9 protein-coding genes are annotated in these 20790 nt (G+C 70.8%); all 9 read right to left on the bottom strand.

The genetic code is table 11. The features are described from left to right. Nucleotides 1-23 precede the first annotated feature (23 nt). The 9 genes from FYX01_RS18940 to FYX01_RS18900 all read right to left on the bottom strand — a co-directional run bounded on the left by FYX01_RS18940 (nucleotide 24) and on the right by FYX01_RS18900 (nucleotide 20789). Nucleotides 24-3350, bottom strand: a complete 3327-nt coding sequence (locus FYX01_RS18940) for a type I polyketide synthase (protein ID WP_223830540.1) — start codon at nucleotides 3348-3350, stop codon at nucleotides 24-26. Beyond that, nucleotides 3340-11466 carry a type I polyketide synthase gene (locus tag FYX01_RS18935; protein ID WP_150243248.1) on the bottom strand — a complete coding sequence of 2709 codons (8127 nt, stop codon included), beginning with the start codon at nucleotides 11464-11466 and terminating at the stop codon, nucleotides 3340-3342. Before FYX01_RS18935 ends, FYX01_RS18940 begins: the two co-directional genes overlap by 11 nt. Nucleotides 11467-11968: 502 nt before the next feature. Continuing rightward, nucleotides 11969-13231 carry a styrene monooxygenase/indole monooxygenase family protein gene (locus FYX01_RS18930; protein ID WP_150243246.1) on the bottom strand — a complete coding sequence of 421 codons (1263 nt, stop codon included), beginning with the start codon at nucleotides 13229-13231 and terminating at the stop codon, nucleotides 11969-11971. A 60-nt stretch (nucleotides 13232-13291) separates the two neighbouring features. After that, nucleotides 13292-13849 carry a GTP-binding protein gene (locus FYX01_RS18925; protein WP_150243244.1) on the bottom strand — a complete coding sequence of 186 codons (558 nt, stop codon included), beginning with the start codon at nucleotides 13847-13849 and terminating at the stop codon, nucleotides 13292-13294. Between the two features lie 22 nt (nucleotides 13850-13871). Next, nucleotides 13872-14231, bottom strand: coding sequence for a DUF742 domain-containing protein (locus tag FYX01_RS18920; protein WP_082768466.1), 360 nt, complete (start codon nucleotides 14229-14231; stop codon nucleotides 13872-13874). A 45-nt stretch (nucleotides 14232-14276) separates the two neighbouring features. Next, nucleotides 14277-14702: a roadblock/LC7 domain-containing protein gene (locus FYX01_RS18915; RefSeq protein ID WP_073702711.1), complete on the bottom strand. Its 426-nt coding sequence runs from the start codon at nucleotides 14700-14702 to the stop codon at nucleotides 14277-14279. A gap of 99 nt (nucleotides 14703-14801) precedes the next feature. Continuing rightward, nucleotides 14802-17297, bottom strand: coding sequence for a sensor histidine kinase (locus tag FYX01_RS27080; RefSeq protein ID WP_263363769.1), 2496 nt, complete (start codon nucleotides 17295-17297; stop codon nucleotides 14802-14804). 1504 nt (nucleotides 17298-18801) lie between these two features. Further along, nucleotides 18802-20604, bottom strand: a complete 1803-nt coding sequence (locus tag FYX01_RS18905) for an ABC transporter substrate-binding protein (RefSeq protein ID WP_150243242.1) — start codon at nucleotides 20602-20604, stop codon at nucleotides 18802-18804. After that, nucleotides 20601-20789, bottom strand: a complete 189-nt coding sequence (locus FYX01_RS18900; RefSeq protein ID WP_150243240.1) for a hypothetical protein — start codon at nucleotides 20787-20789, stop codon at nucleotides 20601-20603. Before FYX01_RS18900 ends, FYX01_RS18905 begins: the two co-directional genes overlap by 4 nt. Nucleotide 20790: the final 1 nt, after the last annotated feature.

Below are 20790 nucleotides of genomic sequence, written 5' to 3'. Positions count from 1 at the left end.
TCGGATTCAGGAGCGTACACCGACTACGAGATTCCGAATTCCCTGCCGATGAGCTCGATGAGATCGTCATCCTTCGCGCCTTCCAGTTCCTCTGTGCCGCCCGTCGCCGCTCCCCGGCCGTCGGAGAGCGCGTCCAACAGGGCACGGAGCCCCGTCACCACCTCGTCCCGCTCGGCTCCCTCCAGCGACGTGGTCTCCACCGCGGACCGGAGCCGGTCCAGCGCGGTGACCGGGTCGGCGGTGTCACCGTCCCTGGAAGAGGGCAGCGAGGAGAGCAGGTGCCGGGCGAGTGCCAACGGTGTCGGGTGGTCGAAGGCGACGGTCACCGGGAGTTCCAGCCCCGTCGCCGTGTTCAGGGCGTTGCGCAGGCGCACGGCCCCCAGAGAGGTCCCACCCGCGTCCAGGAATCCCCGCCGGATGTCGACCTGCTCCGGCGCGGTGAAACCGAGCACGGCCGCCACGTGCTCACGAACCAGTGCGACCACGGCGTCCTCGCGGTCGCGGTCGGCCGGTTCCGACAACACGGACAGACTTCCCCGCGACGGTCCCCCGACCACTGCGGGCTCCGCCTCCGGCCAGTGGCCCGAGGTGTGCGCGGCGGAGCGCGGAGCGGAATCCAGCCAGTAGTCCCGGTGCTGGAAGGGGTAGGTGGGCAGGTCGACCACACGTGGAGCGTGCGCCGCGCACACCGACGCCCAGTCGGGTTCGGTCCCGCACACCCACGCCTCGGCGATGGCGGCCAGGAACCCCCGGGGGTCGCTGGCCTTACCGTGGAACGCACCGAGGACCGCGGCTTCACCGCCGTTACCGTCGACGGACTCCAGGGTCTGCTGAGTACCGACCGTCAGGACCGGTCTCGGACCCATCTCGACGAACGTGGTGAACCCGTCGCCTGCCATGGCACGCACGGACTTCTCGAACTGCACGGTCTGGCGGATGTTGCGGTACCAGTAGTCGGCGCCCATGGTGGTGCCGTCGATCCGGGCACCGCGCACCGTGGAGTACAGCGGGATACTCCCCGGACCCGGCCGGACTCCGTCGAGTGCGGTCAGGAGCTCCCCTCTCAAAGCGTCGACCTGAGGAGAGTGCGCCGCGAAGTTGGCGGCGACGGGGAAGGCGAGGATCCCCTCCTCGGCGCACCGCTCGGAGAGCTCCTTGAGCGCCTCGTCCTCCCCAGCGACCACGGCCGTGTTCGGTCCGTTGTGAGCGGCCACGTCCAGCCTGTCCCTCCAGCGTTCCAGCGAGGGAGGCTCCTGCCCGGGCCGCAGCTGTAACGCCAGCATCCCTCCACCGCCCACCAGGGGAACGACGAGCCTGCTGCGCAGGGCCACCACCGAGGCGGCGTCCTCCAGGCTCAGGACGCCCGCGACGTACGCGGCGGCGATCTCCCCCTGCGAGTGGCCGACCACGGCGGACGGCTCGACGCCGTGGGACCGCCACAGCCGGGCGAGCGAGACCATGACCGTGAACAGCAGCGGCTGGGCCACGTCGGGACGACTGGTGTCAGGGGCGTCGGGGCGGCCGCGCAGCGCGGCTGTCACCGACCAGTCGAGGTAGGGTGCGAGCGCCTTCTCGCACTCGTGGACAGCCTCGGCGAAGTCCGGGTAGGCGTCGATGACGGCGCCCAGGTCCAGGTCCTCGTCGAGCGCTCCCTGCCCAGGGAAGACGAACGCGGTACGGGGTTCGGCCACGGAGCGGCCACGGACCACGCCCGGCGTCGAACGCATGTCCGCGAAGGCGTCCAGAGCCTCCAGCCCCTCGTCCCGGTCACCGACCAGGAGAGCCGCCCGCTGCGGGAACCGGGACCGGACGGTGGCCAGCGACCAGCCCACGTCCTCGGGCGTGGCTTCGGGGAGTCGACGCAGTCGGTCGGCGAGCCGGGCCGCCTGTTCCCGCAGCGCGGCCTCGGTACGCGCCGACAGTACCCATGGGACGGGGGCCGTGGCCCCCGTCGGCCGTGCCTCCGACCGCGCTTCCTCGGGAGCCTGTTCGAGGATCAGGTGCGCGTTGGTACCGCTCATCCCGAACGACGAGACACCGACGCGTCTCGGTCTGCCGGTCTCGGGCCAGGGCCTGGCCTCGGTCAGCAGCCGAACCCCGCTTTCGGACCAGTCCACCAGGGGCGAGGGCTCGTCCGCGTGCAGGGTCCGGGGCAGGACGCCATGGCGCAGGGCCATGACGGACTTGATGACTCCCCCGATACCGGCGGCGGTCTGCGCGTGGCCGATGTTGGACTTGAGGGATCCCAGCCAGAGGGGGCGGTCCTCAGCACGGCCCCGGCCGTAGACGGCGATGAGTGCCTGTGCCTCGATCGGGTCGCCCAGCCTGGTACCGGTACCGTGCGCCTCCACCATGTCGATGTCGCCCGGGGTGAGGCCCGCCTCCTCCAGGGACCGCGTGATCACACGCTGCTGTGAGGGCCCGTTCGGAGCCATGATCCCGTTCGAGGCTCCGTCCTGGTTGACGGCGCTGCCGCGCACCACCGCCAGAACCGCGTGCCCGTTACGCCGGGCGTCGGAGAGCCGTTCCAACAGGACCATGCCCACGCCCTCGGCCCAGCCGGTGCCGTCGGCGTCCGCGGAGAAAGCTTTGCAACGGCCGTCGGGCGCGAGCCCGCCCTGCCGCGAGAACTCCGTGAACACCCCCGGGGCCGCCATGACACAGCTGCCCCCCGCCAAGGCCAGCGAGGACTCACCGAGGCGCAGGCTCTGGACCGCCTGGTGCAGGGCGACCAACGAGGCCGAGCACGCCGTGTCCACGGTCACCGCCGGGCCGGTCAGGCCCAGGGTGTAGGACACCCGGCCGGAGGCGACGCTGGGCAACGACCCGGTGAGCGCGAAGCCGTCGGGGGAGGCGTCCACCAGCCGGGGTCCGTACTCCTGGGGCATGGTGCCGACGAACACACCGGTCTCGGATCCGGCCAGGGACACCGGATCGATCCCGGCCCGTTCGACCGCCTCCCAGGCGGTCTCCAGCAGAAGCCGCTGCTGAGGGTCGGTCGCCAGCGCCTCACGCGGGGAGACCCCGAAGAACTCGGCGTCGAAGGCGGCGGGGCGGTCGAGGAACCCGCCCTCGCTGGTCGACGAACGCGGCTCTCCTGACCGCCCGCCGAGAAGATCCTCCAGGTCCCAACCCCGGTCGGTGGGGAAGGTGCGCACCACGTCGCGGCCCTCGGAGACGATGTCCCACAGTTCTTCGGGCGTGTCGGCTCCTCCGGGGAACCGGCACCCCATACCGACGATGGCGACCGGTTCGGGCGGACGCGAGTGGTCCAGTTCCTCTCGCAGTCGTGCGTTCTCCTTCATCGCGGCCCTGAGGGCCGCGACCAGGCGTGCGTCTTCAGTGGTCAACTGCCGTCTCCTGTCCAGCGTGATGAGGATCCTGCCGCCCTCGGAGGGCCAGGGTGACGAGTTCGTCCACCTCCATCGCATCGATGCTGGCGTCCCGGTGCTCGGCTTCGTCGCCGGTTCCGCCGCCGTCTTCCTCGGCCGCGTCCCCGCCTTGGCGCGGAGGCTTCTCCGGGAACAGCAGTTCCAGCAGGAGCGCGGCCAGGGCACGCGGGGTCGGGTGGTCGAAGATCGCGGTAGCCGGAAGCCGGGCACCGGTGGCGGCGCTGAGCCGGTTGCGCAGTTCCACCCCTGTGAGCGAGTCCAGCCCCAGGTCGGTGAAGGGCCGGTCGGCGCCCACCCGGGAGGGCCCGGTGTCGGGACCGTGTCCGAGGACCACGGCGGTGTGCGCGCGGACCTCGGCGAGCAGGGCGCGGTCCCGCTCGGCCCCGGACAGCGATGCGAACCGCTCGGCCGCGGCGTCCGCCCCCGCACCGTCCGCCGGGGCGTCCTGGACGCCCCGGGTACCCTGCCCGGGCGGTCCCGCCAGGCTCCGCAGAACGCTGGCACCGGTGTCTGCGGCGGTGTCGAACAGGGCGGGAACGCCGTTGACCATGTCCCACAGCAGCGCGGTGTCCAGGTGCCGCAGGGCCTCCTCGGCGGGCATCGGGAGCAGGCCGCCCCGGCTGAGGACGCCGAGGTCGGTCCCGTCCATGTGGCCCGTCATACCGCTCGCGCCGGCCCACAGACCCCACGCCAGCGAGGTGGCGGGCAGCCCGTGCCCACGGCGGTGGTGTGCCAGTACGTCGCAGAAGACGTTGGCCGCGGCGTAGTTGGCCTGCCCCGCGTTGCCCAGGACCCCGGCGACCGACGAGAACAGTACGAACGCTCCCAGATCCGCCTCGGAGGTCAGTTCGTGCAGGTTCCACGCGGCGTCGACCTTGGGCCGCAGCACCCTGTCGACCTGTTCCGGTGTGAGCGAGGTGACGGTGGCGTCGTCGAGCACGCCGGCGGTGTGCACCACCGCGCCGAGGGGGCGGTCCTCGGGAATCCCGTCCAGGACCCGCTCCAGGTCCTTCCTGTCCGCGGCGTCGCAGGCGACCACCTCCACCCGGGCCCCGAGGGCCTCCAGTTCGGCGGTACGCGCGTCCTGGCCCCCGGTGGCCGGGCCGCCCCGGCTGATGAGCAGCAGGTCGCGCACCCCGTAACCGGTGACCAGGTGGCGGGCCACCCGGTGCCCCAGGGTGCCCGTGCCGCCCGTGATCAGCGTGGTGCGCTCCTGTGGGAAGGGCGCGGGAACGGTCAGGACGAGTTTGCCGACGTTCTCGCCGCGCTGGAGGGCGCGGAAGGCGGTCCTGGCCTCGCGGAGGTCGTGGACCGTGACCGGAAGGGGTTGGAGCGCGCCGCTGGTGAACAGCTCCATGATCCGTCCCAGCATCTGGCCGACCCGCTCGGGAGCCACGTCCGTCAGCTTGAACGCCTCGTAGCCTCGTCCGGGAAAGGCCTCGGCGACGTCCCGCACGTCACGGATGTCGGTCAGCCCCATCTCCACGAACCGGCCGCCCGGGCCCTCACCGTCGCCCGGCGAACGCAGCATCCGAAGTGAGGCGTCCACGAACTCGCCGCTGAGCGAGTTGAGGACCACGTCCATCCCGCGCCCGCCGTTGGCGTCACGCAGGCGCTGCTCGAACTCCAGGTCGCGGGAGGAGGACAGCCGGTCCTCGCCGAGCCCGTACCCGGCCAGCCCCGCCCACTTGTGCGGGCTCGCCGTACCGAACACGCGCGCCCCCATGTGGTGGGAGAGCTGAACGGCCGCCGTTCCCACACCGCCCGCGGCCGCGTGCACCAGGACGCTCTCCCCCGGACGCACCGCGGCCAGGTCCACCAGCCCGTAGTAGGCGGTCAGGAAGGCGACCGGAACGGCCGCCGCCTGTTCGAAGGTCCATCCGTCGGGAATACGGGCGATTCTGCGGCCGTCGGCGACCGCGATCGGCCCGAAGGCGCCGTGGAACATGCCCGCCACCCGGTCGCCCGGGGCCAGGTCCGCCACTTCGGCACCGGTCTCCAGGATGATCCCGGAGCCCTCGAGGCCGATTCCCGTCTCCCCTTCGACCAGGCCGAGCGCCACCACGACGTCCTTGAAGTTCACCCCGGCGGCACGGACGGCGACGCGAACCTCGTGAGGGCCGAGTTCTCCCCCGGCCTCGGGCGCGGGCAGCAGCTCCAGGTCCTCCAGGGAGCCGGGACGGCGGGTGTCCAGCCGCCACAGTGCGTCGGGGGGTGTCAGCCGCTGGTCGTCGTCGGCCCTGACCAGCCGGGGCACCAGGACCGTGCCCGAGCGCAGTGCCATCTGCGGTTCGTCGAGTCCGACCGCCTCGGCCAGTACCCGGTGCGAGTCCTCCGACCCGTCGGAGTCCACGAGCACGAGGCGCCCGGGGTGCTCCCGCTGGGCCGCACGCAGCAGGCCCCACACCGGAGCCGCGGCGAGCCCGGTGAGCCGGGTGCCCGCATCGGTGGCCACCGCACGCCAGGTCACCACCACCAGCCGGGCGTGGTCGGTACGCGGATCGGTCAGCCAGGCGCGGACGGTCCCCAGGACCGAGTCCAGCCCCTGGCGGACGGACGCGGGCACCGAGGCGTCCTCGGAGTAGACGGCCGCGGCGGGCAGTTCGGTGTAGACCACCGGCGGCACCGTGCCGTCCAGGTCGATCCCGTCCAGGTCGGGCAGTCCGGTGGGTACGGAGGGGGCGGGGTCGGGTGCGACGGCCTTCTCCCACACCAGCTCGTACAGGCCCGGCAGTTCGGAGGGGTCGCGCTCTGGGAGGGCGTCCGCGTCCAGCGGGCGCATGACCAGCTCGTCCACGGCCACGACCGGGTTTCCGGCATCGTCGCAGACGCGCAGGCGGTAGCGGTCGGGCCCCAGTTCGGTGGCGCGGACACGAAGGCGGCCGTGCGCCGCCCCGCCGCCGGTGGCACGCACCCGTACCCCCGACCAGGCGAAGGGGACCGTCAGGGCGTGCTCGTCGGCACCGCCGTACAGCAGGACCCCGTGCAGGGCGGCGTCCACCAGGGCCGGGTGGGGGCCGTGGAAGGGGCCGCCGGTGTGGGACGCGTCGGGCAGTTCGACCTCGGCCAGGAGGTCGCCCTCGTACCGCCACACCCCCCGCAGCCCCTGGAAGAGCGGACCGTAGGTGTAGCCGCGCCTGGCCAGTCGGGCGTAGTCGGGCCACACCGTCACCGACTCGGCGTCGGCCGGGGGCCATGCGGCGTCCGCCGGGGCGGCACCGTCCGTGTGCGAGCGCTCGGCGTCGAGCGTCGGGCCCTCGGCCAGGGCGCCGGAGGCGTGCCGGGTCCAGGGCGCGTCCGACGCGGCGTCCTCGGGGCGCGCGTGGACGTGCACCTCGCGTCGCCCCCGGTCGCCACGGGCGCCCACGGTGACCTGGAGCCTGGCGCCCGCTCCGCGCGCCAGGACCAGCGGCGCCTCCAGGACCAGGTCGGCCACGGCGGCGGCACCGACCCGTTCGGCCGCGTGCGCGGCCATGTCCACCAGGGCCGTGCCGGGCACGACGACCCGGCCGAAGAGGCCGTGGTCGCGTACCCAGGAGTGGCCGTCGAGGTCGATGCGGCCGGTGAACACGGTGCGCCCGTCGGCCAGTGCCAGTCCCTCGTCGAGCGGCGGCTCCGCGACCGCCTCCGGGACGGCCCCGGCCAGGGGGGACGGGACCACCCAGTGGCGTTCGCGCTGGAAGGGGTCGTCGGGAACGGTGACGGGAGCGCTCTCGTCGGCCACGCCCTCCAGCACCACGTGCGCATTGGTGCCGCTGATCCCGAAGGAGGACACCGCGGCCCGGCGCGGGCGCCCGGTGTCCGGCCACGGTTCGGGTTCGGTGAGCACCCGCACGCCGCTGTCGTCCCAGTCGACCTTGTCGGTGGGCTCGTCGGCGTGCAGTGTCCGGGGCAGTCGCCCGTGCCGCAACGCCTCCACCGTCTTGATCACCCCGGCCACCCCGGCCGCCGCCTGTGCGTGCCCGATGTTGGACTTGAGCGAGCCCAGCCGCAGTTCCCCGTGGGAGCCGTCGCGCGCACGGCCGTACACCGAGATCAGCGCCTTGGCCTCGATCGGGTCGCCCAGCCGGGTGCCCGTACCGTGGGCCTCCACGGCGTCCACCTCGCCGGGCTCCACCCCCGCTGAGGCCAGGGCCTGCCGGATCACGCGTTCCTGGGCCTCCCGGCTGGGCGCGGTCAGGCCGTTGCTGGCGCCGTCGGAGTTGACCGCGCTTCCCTTGAGCAGCGCCAGGACCGGGCGTCCGGCGCGGCGGGCGCGCGAGGCACGCTCCAGCAGGAGCACACCCGCGCCCTCGGCCCAGGCGGTGCCGTCGGCCTCCGCTCCGAAGGCACGGCAGCGGCCGTCCGGGGACAGTCCGCGCTGGGCGGAGAACTCCAGGAACATACCGGGGGTGGCCATGACGGTGGCGCCCCCGGCCAGGGCCATCTCGCACTCGCCGCGCCGGATGGCCTCGGCCGCCTGGTGCAGGGCCACGAGCGAGGACGAGCAGGCGGTGTCGATGGTCATCGCCGGGCCCCGCAGGCCCAGGACGTAGGCGATACGGCCCGAGACCACGCTCAGGGTGCTGCCGGTGAGCCGGTACCCCCCGTCGTTTCCCGTGTCCTGGTCCGCCAGACGCGGCCCGTACTCGGTGGGCATGGCGCCGATGAACACGCCGACCTGGCGTTCACGCAGCTCGTCCGTGCTCATTCCGGCGCGCTGGACCGCCTCCCAGGAGGTCTCCAGCAGCAGGCGCTGCTGCGGGTCCATGGCGTCGGCCTCGCGGGGGCTGATCCCGAAGAAGCCGGCGTCGAACAGGTCAGCGTCGTACAGGAATCCGCCCGAACGTGTGCAGGTGCGGCCGGGCACGCCGGGTTCGGGGTCGTAGAGGCCCTCCAGATCCCAGCCGCGGTTGTCGGGGAAGTCACCGATCGCGTCCACGCCGTCCTCGACGAGCCGCCACAGCTGCTCGGGGGAGCGCACCCCGCCCGGCAGACGGCAGGCCATCGCGGTGATCGCGATCGGATCGTCGTCGGGAACCGGTGCCGCGACGACGGATGCCGCCGGGGCGGTGGGAACGGGAGCGGGAGCGGGGGCGTCGGTCGGGTCGGAGGAGGGTTCGGCGGACCCGGGCAGCTCCTCCCCCAGTTCCTCGACGAGGAACTCCGCGAGCGCGGAGGGGGTGGGCAGGTCGAACAGGACGGTGTCCTCCAGGTGGACCCCGGTCTCCCGGGACAGCACCCGTCCGAGCTGGAGCAGCATCATCGAGTCGAAGCCGAGGTCACGGAAGGCGCGTCGCGTGTCCGGGGTCGTCAAGGACGCCTGGCCGAGCACCCGGGCGGTGCGTTCACGCACCAGCGCACGGGTGCTCCGGCCCTTGTTCCGCGGCGGGGCGCCGGACACGCTGGGGTCCGGAGCCGGTGCCCGGTGGTCGGGCACCGCGGTCCGTGTGTCCGGCCAGTAGCGCTGCCGTTGGAAAGGGTAGGTCGGCAGGTCGATACGGCGGGCACCAGTGCCCCTGAACAGCACCGCCCAGTCGACGTCCACGCCGACGGTGAACGCCTGGGCCGCCGCGGTCAGCAGCTGCGCCTGGTCCCCGGCTTCCCGGCGCAGGGTCGGCAGCGCCCGACCCTCCACCCCGGCCGCGTCCAGTGTGCGCTCGACACCGAAGGACAGGACCGGGTGCGGTCCCACCTCGACGAAAGTGGTGTGACCGGCGTCCACGGCCGCCCTCACCGCGTCGGCGAAGCGGACGGTGCCGCGCAGGTTCCGGTACCAGTACGACGCGTCCGTCGGCGTGTCGGTCCCGCTGAGCCGTTCCCCGGTCAGAGTGGAGAAGAAGGGTGTCCGGGCGGGGCGGGGTTCGACGTCGCCGAGCCGTTCGAGCAGGTTCTCGCGGATGTGCTCGACGTGCGGCGAGTGGGAGGCGTAGTCCACGTCGACCAGGGCGCCGTGGACACCATGGTCGACGCAGTGCTCCACGGCTCGTCGCACTGCCGCCGGGCTGCCGGAGACCACGACCGACTCGGGCCCGTTGACCGCGGCCAGGTGCAGGTCCTCATCGCTCCCGACGAGCTCCTCGGCGCGTTCGGGGGACAACCCCAGTGAGGCCATCCCGCCGCTTCCGGCCAGGGAGGTCAGCGCCTGGCTGCGCAGGGCCACGACCTTCGCGGCGTCGTCCAGGGAGAGCGCACCGGCCACACACGCCGCGGCGATCTCCCCCTGGGAGTGCCCGATGACCGCCGCGGGTTCCACGCCCATCGCCGACCACACCCTGGCCAGGGAGACCATGACCGCCCACAGCACCGGCTGCACGACGTCCACCCGTGTTCCCGGACCCATGAACGCCGGCGCCTTGGGCTCGCCGCGCAACACCTGGACCAGTGACCAGTCCACGTGGGGGCCCAGGGCCCGCTCGCACTCCAGCAGGCGCCGGGTGAACACCTGGGCGAGGGGGCCGTCGTCGTCGAGGAGGTCGCGTGCCATCCCCGCCCACTGGCCGCCCTGTCCGGGGAAGACCATGACGGGCCGCTCCTGTGCCCTGTCAGCCGGAACCGACGTGGACGCGACCGACTCCAGCTCCCGCGCACCGCCACCGCCCGACGCGAAGATGACCGCACGGTACTCGAACACGGCGCGGGTGGTGGCCAGCGACAGTCCCACGTCCTGTACCCGCAGGCCCGGACGGGAGGAGACGAAGAAGTGCAGGGCTGAGGCCTGGGCGCGCAGCGCCTCCTCCGACCGGGCCGACAGAACCCACGGAACGGGATCGATGCTCCCCTCCCCCTTTGCCGATCCGGACAGATCCGTGTGGACCGGCGGAGGCGGACCGAGCACCAGGTGACAGTTGGTACCGCCCATCCCGAAGGAGGACACGCCCGCGAGCGGGGCGTCCACGGGCCACGGCTCGCGCCGGGTCTGCGGACTCAGCCGCAGCGCGTCCAGGTCGATGCCCGGGTGGGGCTCGGTGAAGTTCCGGGTGGGCGGGAGCTGTCCGTGGGAGAGACTGAGTACGGTCTTGACCAGGCCCACGATGCCCGCCGCGCCCTCCAGGTGGCCGATGTTGGTCTTGGCCGACCCCACCCTCAGCGGTTCCTCCCGGCCGTCGGCGAACACCGCGCCGAGCGCGGCCGCCTCGACCGGATCGCCCGCCGGGGTGCCGGTGCCGTGCAGTTCCACGTAACCGATCTGCGCGGGGTCGACCACCGCCCGACGATGGGCCGCGCGCAGGACCTCCTCCTGGCTGGGCGCGTCGGGACGGGCGAGGTAGGAGGTCTGACCGGAATTGTTCATGGCGCCGCCGCGCAGGACGGCGTGGACGGGGTCACCGTCGGCCAGGGCGCGGTCGAGCGGTTTGAGCACCACGACGGCGCCGCCCTCACCCCGTACATAGCCGTTGGCCCGCGCGTCGAAGGTGTAGCAGTGCGCGTCCGGGGAGAGCCCGCCGAACTGGAGGACACCCTCGGTGCTCTCCGGTGCCAGGATGAGGTTCACCCCACCCGCCAGAGCCATACCGCACTCGCCCCGGCGCAGGCTCTCCATGGCCATGTGCACGCTGACCAGGGACGAGGACTGCCCGCTGTCCACGGTCAGGCTGGGCCCGGACAGGCCCAAGGCGTAGGAGACCCGGTTGGCGATCATGCTGCGCTGGGTGCCCGCGAACGTGTGGTGGGTGATGCCGCCCCGCGCGGCGCGCTGCTGCAGCAGGGTGTAGTCGGAGGCGACCGCACCGGTGAACACGCCGGTGTCGGTGTCCCGCAGGGAGGCCGGAGACATGCGGGCGCGTTCCACGGCCTCCCAGCTGAGTTCGAGCATGAGGCGCTGCTGCGGGTCCATGGCCAGCGCCTCTCGCGGGGAGACCCCGAAGAAGCCGGCGTCGAAGTCCTCGGCCCTGTCGAGGTACCCGCCCCAGCGTTCGTCACGGCCCTTGGAGGGCCCGCCGAGACGCTCGGGTGGTGCGGTGATCGCCTCGCGGCCCTCGCAGAGCAGACGCCAGAAGGCATCGGGGGTCGAGGCTCCGGGGAGGCGGCAGGAGACCCCCACCACAGCGATCAGTTCACCGGCCTCAGGAGTCGTCCACGCACCCGTCACCATCGTGTCTCCGATCTCATGTCACCTGCCCCCGTTCCGTTCACAGCGTCCAGGAGCCGCCGCCCAGCGATCTTCCGGTGCAAATGCACGGGCCACTACGTTGTTTATGCAGGTCAGGAATGATCGATTAGTGGTCCGCGCCCTCGCGCAACTGCTCAGGAAGCCGAGGTTTCCCTAGGGGCCGGGAAGAGAGGAAGGGCACCGCGGGGACGTCGCGCGCCTCGCCGTCACCGGAAGGCTTACCGCAACGCTAACGAATCAGTCCACAGAAAGACAGATTGGACCCCAGAAAACAAATGCCCCACCACTTACTATGTCACACTTTCGGACATCAACCCGAAGGATAGTACCTACAGTTCGCATCCCGTGACAACGGAGCCTTGCTTTTCGGACATTGTCCTCCGGAATTCCGGCCCGACACGTAACCGGTTGACAACTCCTCCGAAAAACACCTGAGCCCGATGTCCAGTGGACATCGGGCTCAGGACGCTGGAGCGCACGCACTTCACCCACCGTGTCGCGCACGCACCTCAGCCACATACTGGGTGGCCAGGTCCGGGTCCAGCAGCCACTTTCCGTAGTCCGGCGAATAGTCCCACCCACGGATCCAGCGGTCCGAGATCTCGCGGTACTGAGTGGCGGCGGACAGCAGCTCCACCATCTCCGGGGACATGTCCCCCTGGTCCCACCAAGTCGAGCACATCTCCGACCACTGCTGGTTGTACAGACCGAATTCCCAGAAGCGTTCGAAGGTGTCGACCAAAAACCCCTCGTCGAAGGGCTGGTCACCGTGCTCGATGATGGCCTCCAGGTAGGCCTTGGCGCACCGCGTGGAGTTGTTCCAGCTCTGACCGACGTAGGGATCCATCGTCACGACGACGTCCGCCATGCCGAGGACGCGTCCGCCGGACGGAAGCACGCCCACGGGGTTTCGTACCTGGGGAGTCAGGTCCTCGACCAGGGTGCTGTTCCTGCCGTCGATCAGGACCGCGTCCTTGGTGCGCTCGAAGTACTCCGGAGCGTACCGGCGGAGAAGGTCCTTCATCCGCCGCAGTTGCTCCTCGGGACCGGGTCGGTCGGGCCACGTGTCCATGGGACCGCCACGCTTGTCCACCATGACCAGCGAGTGGCAGGGACCGTCCTGGCTGAGGACCGGCAGGAGGATGATGTTGCCCGCCTCCGCCGCGGACGCGGCCCAGCTGACGTTCTCGTCCTCCCCCTCGGCCGGCCAGACGTCGTAGACGTGTGCCTGAGCGATCGAGCGCGGCCTGGCCCCGGAGAACCTGCTCTCGTCGTAGTCGAAGAGCTGCCCGAGTTCTCCGTGCCCGACGGCGACGATGATCAGGTCGAACATGCGGGAGAAGTAGTCCAGGTCCGTAACGGTGACGCCGTGGATCACGACCTTGCCACCGCGGTCCTCGAAGTACTCCAGCCAGTCGGCCATCTTCACGCGCCGGTCGACGGACACGGCGTAGTCGTTTCCCTCACCCGTCCTACCCGTGAAGGCCATGAGTTCGTCCTGGCCAGGGTACAGATGCACCGTCTGTTCCCTGATCTGCGGCGCCAGGGCGCTCCAGAGGTCGAGGTCGTGTTGCCGCTCGTAATCCAGGGCCGTCGGGAAGGTGAACTGCGAGATCGACGGCTTGCCCGTACGGATCTCCATCGAGGACTGCCCCGTGATCACCGTGACGTCGTAACCATGAGTCAGGAGCCCGTGAGCCAGGTGCAGGCCGGCGTGACCCGCGCCGACGATAAGGATCTTGCGCATTGTCGCTAACTTTCCTGGGGAATCTGCGGGGCGGTGGGGAAGGCTGGGTCTCCCCGTCCGTCAGGCGACGGGCTCGCTGGTGCGGTTGTGCTCCAATGCGTACCTGAGCAGCGCCTTGAGCACCTCACCTCCGGACAGGCGGCTCCGGGCGTCGAAGTCGATGATCGGTACCTCCGGACTGACCTCCAGTGCCTCACGGACCTGATCGGAGGTGTAGTCGAGCTGGCCCTCGAACTTGTTGAGCGCCACGATGTAGGGGATGCGCTTGTTCGTCTCGAAGTAGTCGACGGCGTCGAAGGAGTCAGCGAGCCTCCGACAGTCGACGACCACGACGGCGCCCACTGCGCCCCGGACGAGATCGTCCCACATGAACCAGAAGCGCGCCTGGCCCGGTGTGCCGAACATGTACATGACCAGCTCGTCGTCGATGGTGATGCGACCGAAGTCCATCGCGACGGTGGTGGTCGTCTTGTCGGGTGTGATCGAGTTGTCGTCATGACCGATGCTGGCCTCGGTCATGATCGCCTCGGTGGTGACAGGCGGAATCTCCGACACCGAGTGCACCAAGGTCGTCTTGCCGGCACCGAAGCCACCGGCGATGACGATCTTGCTCGACATCTTCTTGCGATTCGACCGCTTGTCACTGGAAAAGTCGTTCGAGACCACGAAGAGCCCTCTCCAGAACCTGGTTTTCCGATGGACTGCTGCCGGTGATGGTCGGGTGAATGTACACCAGGTCCTGTTCAGCCAGGTCACTGACCAGGACCTGGGTGACGCCCAGGGGGATGTTCAGCTCGGCCGAGACCTCGGCCAGCGACCGGGTCTCCCGGCACAGCTTGTAGATATTGATCGACTCCGGCATGAGGGTGCCAGGAGGCTCCTGCCCGGGCTCGGACGTCGAGACCAGGGTCTGCACCATCAGCGGATGCCGTGACCGTGTCCGCCCACCAGTGAAGGTGAACGGGCGGACACGGTTACTCCTTCGCCTGCGGAAGCTCATAGCCGAGGCAACCTCATTCCTCCCGAACGGTTACGGTCACCGTCGTCAGTTCTGGATGACCTCGCGCAACTGCGAGCGCAGCTGCGGCGTAAGCACATGGGCGACGTTCTCGACGAGCTTGGTCATCTGGAAGCCGACGATCTTGAGCTCGGTGCCCGGGGCGGTGAGGACCGCCATGCAGGAGCCGTCGCTGATCGCCATGATGAACAGGTGCCCGTGGTTGAAGCGGACGAGGAGCTGCTCGCACTCACCCCGCTGGAAGAGGCTGGCCCCGCCGACGGCCAGGCTGTGCAGCCCGCTGGCGATGGCCGCGAGCTGTTCGGCGTGCTCCTCGGGGAAGTCGCTGGAGTGGGTCAGGACCAGGCCGTCGGAGGAGACCACGACGGCGTGCTCGACACCGCGCACGTCCCGGACGAACCGGTCGATGAGCCAGGAGAAGTTCTCAACACTGTCATTCACGGATTCAGTCATCGCTGTGCCTTACCTGCCTGGGACGAGTGTGGTGTTCGCTGAGGTCGGATTGCGGGGGCGCACCGGGAGGGGCACCCCCGAACGGGGTCGGGAGGTCCGTCACTTCTTGTCGTCCTCCGGCTCGTCGGTGCCCTCGCGCGCCTCACGCTCCCCGTCGAAGAAGTCGCCGAGCTCGTCTCGGATCTGCTCGGCCCTGGCGTCACCGCTCAGTCTGGGCGGGGTGTTGCCGCGGGCCTTGGGCGGCTCGTCCGGGCCCTGCCCGGGACGCGGCATCATCCGCAGGGGGGAACCGTGCGGGGTGGCGCTGCGCCGGGGCAGACCGGCGGAGGTGACCGCGGAGGAGTCGCCCGCGGGCGGCTTGGCCGATCCGTTGACGGAGGGGCGGGGGGGCTTGGGAGCGGCCGGGGCCACCGGAGCCGGAGCGATCGGGGCACTCGCCGGAACGGTCGACGTGCGGGCCTGTCCGGGGGTTCGCGGAGTGGCCACGCGCAGCAGCTCCTTGGGGATGATCGTGTAGGCGTTCACCCCTCGGAAGGAGCGTGACTCGAGCCTGGTCTCCAGCCCGTGTCTCCTGGCGATCCGGCTCGCGACGTAGAGGCCCATGTGGCGGGGCACCTCGTCGTCCAGGACCGGCTCGCCGCCCAGGCGCTTGTTGAGTTCGACGAGCTGGGCATCGGGAATGCCCACGCCCTCGTCCTCGACGACGACCATGAGCCGTCCGTCGTCCATCTCCTGGGCGCTGATCACGACCTGGGAGTGCTCGGGCGAGTTGGCGGTGGCGTTGTCCAGGAGTTCGGCGAGCAGGTGGCTGATGTCGTCGGCCGCCATACCGGTGATGGAGGTCTGGGGGATCTTGCCCATCCGGACCCTGGGATAGTCCTTGATCTCGGAGGTGGCGGCGCGGGCCACGTCGAGCAGCGGAACGATCTCGTCGTGGGCGTCGGACTCGCCACCGTCATGTCCTGTGAGCACCAGGAAGTTTTCCCCGTTGCGCCGCATACGGGTCGCGAAGTTGTCGATCTGGAAGAGCTTGTCGAGCAGATCGGGGTCCTGGGAGTCGGTCTCCAGGTCCTCGACCATCTCCAGCAGGGCGTCCACGAGCGACAGGTCGCGCATGGCCAGGCCGGCGAGGGCCTCGTTCAGAAGGGTGTGCCCCCCGTCGGAGAGCGCGGCCTGGAGCTCCTCCTTCTTCTCCGCCGCTTCGGAGAGCGCTGCCTCGGTCGCGGGCTCCTCGGTGACGGGTCCGGGTGCGGCGGGCTCCTCCGGCTCGGACCGGGGGTCGGCGGCCTTCTCGAGTTCCCGCTTCCTTCCGGTGTCGGCCTCGTCGTCCGGCTCGGCCCGGGTCAGGGCCCGGTCCTCGCGCGCGTCCTCCGGCTCCGATCCGGTCGTCTCGGCGTGCTCGGCGAACAGCATGCTGGCCGACTCGGCGCTGACCACCTTCGGCGGCTGTCCGGCGGTGAGCACGATGACGTGCTGGACGGGCTGGCCGTAGGGGTTGTGCTGGCCCGGGTAGAAGACCGGCTGCCCCTGGAAGACGTAGCCGGGGGGCTGGAAGGGCGCGGGGTAGGCGCCCTGGTAGGTGACCAGGGGCTGGGGCTGGGGCTGGGGCGGGTACGGCATCGGATAGGGGCCGGGCTGCCCCTGCGGGTAGGGAGCCTGCTGGGGGTAGGGAGCCGGGTAGGGGGCGTAGCCGCCGTACTGCGGCGGCGCGGGCGCGTATCCCTCCGGACGGGGCGCCTGCGGAGGGGGCGCCTGCTGGGGGTGGTAGTGCTGCTCCTGCCAGCGCTGCTCGTGGGGGTTGCCGTACTGCGCGCCCGGAGCCTGCTGGTAGGGACCTCCGTACACCGCGTAGGGGTCGTGGCCCATCTGGCCGGCGCCTGGCGGCTGCGAGGCGGCGTACCCGTGTTGTCCCTGGACCTGCGGGGGCGCGGGAGCCGCGGGCCGCTCCCCAGGCGCCTGGTAGGGCTGGGGCGCGTGTTCCTGTCCGTTCCACGCGGCCGCCCGCGGAGGCTGCTGGTACGTCTCTCCTCCTCGGGGTGCTCCGCCCGGTTCCTGCTGGGAGCCGGGCCGCTGGGAAGCGGTCGGCGCTTCGGGGCCCTGGGGCTGCTGAGCCTGGGGCCGGCCCTGAGGCTGCGGCCCCTGGCCCTGGGGCTGCCGGTCCTGGGGCTGCGGGGGCTCCGGGGCGGGAGCCGCCGCGAACGGCTGTGTGTGCGCCGCGGGGGCCTCGGGCCGCTCCGCGCGCTCCGGCTGGGAAGGAGTGTCAGTCATGGCGTCCGTGGTGGCGGGGATGGGCGAGGGGCGTGGTTCGGGCTCGTCGAGGCCAACGCCACGCCACTGGCCGACCGGGGTGGTTCCGGTGTCGACGTCGTCGACGTTCACCCGCCGGGTGGTGTAGGGGTTGGGAACGCTCGCCCTCGTGGAGGGGCGGTATCCGTTCTCGGCGGAGCCGGAGAAGGGACCGGTGGCAGGCGGGACGGGGTCTCCGCCACGTTCCGTGGCACTGGCCTCGGGAGCGTCCCCGGCCGTGTGCTGGCCGCCTTCCCGGTCCGAGGTACGGCCGGGGTCCTGAGAGTGCGGATGCACGGGATGATGCACGGGATTTCCTTGCTCGGTCTCCGGGGAGAGGTGTTCCTGGGCCCTGATCATGCGGGAGATGGCCCGGCGAAACCTGCCCTCTCGTCTGGCTCCTTGCCCGTCCTCCGCCGATGGTCTCGACCCGTCCCCGCGAGGGCGGGGAGCGGAGCTGTCTCGCGGCGACGGCGCCTCTGCCACAATCTCGTCTCCTCGTGTGCGGGTGGGCGGATCGGCGGTGGTCCCGCACCACCGCCCTGACCTGGGAGGTGGCGGTGGCCTTCTCGGGGACCGCGGCGGGGCCCGTGGCAGCCGGGAGCCCCGTACGCCGGGGGAACGCCTCTGCGGGGACTGCGCGCCCCCGCGCGGGCGGGGACCAGACGGACATGACACCCCATCCGGTGACAAGCATCCTTGTCCCGCACAATTCCTGTACTTCCACCGAGAACCGTCGTTCGGTTCGTCAGACTAACAAAGGACGGCGGACTTGGCAGACGAATCGGGGAAGCACCGGCAAAGCATCTGGGGAAACCCCTCTGACGTGCGCGGACACCCTCACGAGAGAGACCAGTATACAGCTCCTTTTGTGAGTTTTATGGAGTCGTGTCTGTTTACGGTCTCGTGTCAGCAACCCGTACTTCCGGTACTGCAGGTCGAACCCCGCCCGTCCGACATGTGTGTTGACCAGCGCGAACATGTTTTCCGACGGCCGTGCGTCGTCCCGGATCGGCTGGTGCGCGTCCCCGATCTCGTCGAATTCCACGATTCTTGTCACACACGGGACGAGCCGGCCGCCTCCGGCGAGGCCGACCACCATCCGGCACTGCTTCGGGGAGGCGAAGTGCGGCCCCCGTAGGCGCTTGAGACCCGTCCACAGGAACCGCAGGTCCACGCCGGCCCGGAAATCCGGGGGCGCTCCGCAGACGACCACCGTCTCCGCGCTGCCGCTGGGCCCCGGCGGCCCCGGCCCCCTCGCGCGCGGCGATGACGTCGACCGGGTGGCCCCTGGCCGCCCAGGCGTTGTCGTGGTCGGTACCCGCGGCCACCGTGTGGACGGGGACGCGTCCGGACCGGGCCCCGGGCACGGGGACGGCCCCACGGGAGAAGGCGTCGCGGGGAGCAGGGGGCGCGGTTCTCCCGCCGGTTTCCCGCCACCCCTGCTCCTCGCCGTGTCCGATGCGTTCCGAAACCAGCGCTGAGCTGGGAACCCAACACACTCTCCGGCCTTTCCAGACCGAAATCGGACGCACCGACAAACCACCGGGGCGGTGGGAGACACGGCGTTTCCGCACCACCGGGGACGGATTCGGGAGTTCCAGGGGGGAGGCTTTTCCGCCGAAACGGACGGTGGCCGCCCCCAGTCCGCGTGATGCGGCAGGGAATACCTGCCCACATCCCCCACCGATATGAACGGGCGCTGTTCCGGCGAAAGGAGAGAGCGCGCACAAGAAGGGAAGGGGCGAGGCCATGCGGCCCCGCCCCTCACATGGGGAAACGTCCCTGGTCGGCGACCGTTTCCGCCCGCGTACTACTCGACCGGCTTCAGGCCGCCCCGGATCAGTGCCAGCATGATGTGGTTGTCCATGTAGATCTGGTTCTGGTCGGCGGGGTGCTCCTCGGGAAAGGACTCCACCCGGGCCCCCTCCAGGGCCGGTGCCAGGTACTTGTACGTCCAGATCGGGATACGCGGCAACAGTTCGTTGAAGACGATGGCCATCGTCTTCAGGGCCTCGGTCTGCTCCTCCTCGCTCCGCGCCGTCTTGGCGGTCTCGACGAGCTCGGCCAGGTCCACCTCCCCCTGGCTGGGGCTCTCCACCCGCAGGTCGAAGGACTGGCCCGGGGAGTCGTCGGTGCCCGCGTTCTCCACGAGGTAGTTCATCTGGAAGGCGCCCCAGTAGCTGGGGATCTCCGGGTTGCCCCAGTGGCGCACGGCCACCTCGAAGTCCCCGGCCGCCCAGATACCCCACGGGTTGTCCGCGGGCACGTTGCGGGCGGTGGTCCTGATGCCGAAGCCGTTCCAGGCCTCCTCGACCTGGGTGGCGGTCAACTCGAAGTCGCCCCAGCCCGCGACGCCGATGATCTCGTAGCCGGCCTCCTCCCCATCCGAGGTGTGCCAGATCCCGTCCTCCTTGGTCCAGCCCGCCTCCTCCAGCAGTTCGGCGGCCCGTTCCAGGTCCTGGTCGTAGGTCTCGAACTCCGCGAGCTCGTCGGCGGTGAAGATCTGTTCGGCCTGGAGGTCGACCAGCCCGGCGTAGTAGTCGACCCGGCTGTAGGCCTCACCACGCGCCACCTGGCCGATCTGGTCGCTGTCGAGGATGTGCTTGAGCGCCTTGCGCACCCGCACGTCCCTCAGTTCGGGCTTGGCCTCGTAGTTGAACATCAGGCCGCAGCCGTCGTAGCCCGGGTGCTCGATCCAGCGGAACCCCTCCACGCCCTGGAAGGCCTGCTGGTCGGCCGCGGAGGTGGCCAGGGTCGAGTAGTCGACCTCGCCCTGCTGCACCAGCAGGGAGGCCTGGCGGTTGTCGCCCTTGTGGACGACCACCTCGTCGAAGCCGACCTGCGCGCCCTGGTAGCCGGTCTCGTCACGCACCAGCGTGATCCGGGCGTCGGACATCTGGGCCCGGTCGAACTTGTAGGGGCCGCTGGTGATGATGTTCTCGGGGTTGAACTCGATGAACTCGGCGTTGAACACGGTGTGCTCGTCGTCGCCCTGGCGGACCCCGTCGGCCACCATGGCGATCGCGCGCTCGCCGAAGTCCCCGTAGGTGGACTTGGAGAAGATGCGGTGCTTGACGACCTGGAGCTCGATACCGGGGAACGGGTTGTCGAAGCGTGCGCGGACGCTGAGGCCGTCCAGCTGCTCCAGCTCGGTGACCTGCGGGAAGCCCACCGACCACGCGGGTGCCTCCAGGACCCGGATGGCGTAGTTCTGGTGCAGGTCCTCCGCCGTCAGGTCGGTGCCGTCGCTCCACTTCAGGCCCGGGCGCAGGGTCACGATGAGGTCGTCGCCCTCCCAGACGCTGCTCTCCAGGAGCAGGTAGTCCCACTCGTGGGTCTCCCAGTTGTAGAACGCGCCGGCGGGCAGGAAGAGGTCGGCGTAGACGGAGTTCATCAGCAGCGCGCCGTCCTCCACGGCCACGTTGCGCGTCTGGGCGTCCAGGTCGAAGTCGAAGACGCCGGTGAACTGGCGGGCCCCGCCGGAGCCCGTGTCGCCGCCCGCGCAGGACGACAGCAGACCGGCTCCGGCCGCGCCCGCCGCGCCGAAGCCGACCGCTCGGAGCAGGCGCCTGCGGCTCAGGCCGCGCATCAGGGGGTGGGGGGTGGAGGTCATTGACGCTTCCTTTCCAGTAGGACGGCGAGCAGACCGAGGGAGAACACCACCAGGCCGATCACGACGGTGAGGGCGCTGATGACGGACTCGGCTGTGCCGGGGGGAGTGAGAACTGTCGTGAGGGCGCTGGCCAGGGTGAGGAAGGCTCCGGCGAGGAGCCCGAAGCGGCCGACGACGAGGAGCACC

Origin of the sequence: Nocardiopsis quinghaiensis (genome assembly GCF_008638365.1) — a bacterium.
In the GTDB taxonomy this organism is placed as follows: domain Bacteria; phylum Actinomycetota; class Actinomycetes; order Streptosporangiales; family Streptosporangiaceae; genus Nocardiopsis; species Nocardiopsis quinghaiensis.
Note: the sequence above shows the minus strand (reverse complement) of the source record. Positions and strands in the feature narration are given on the sequence as shown.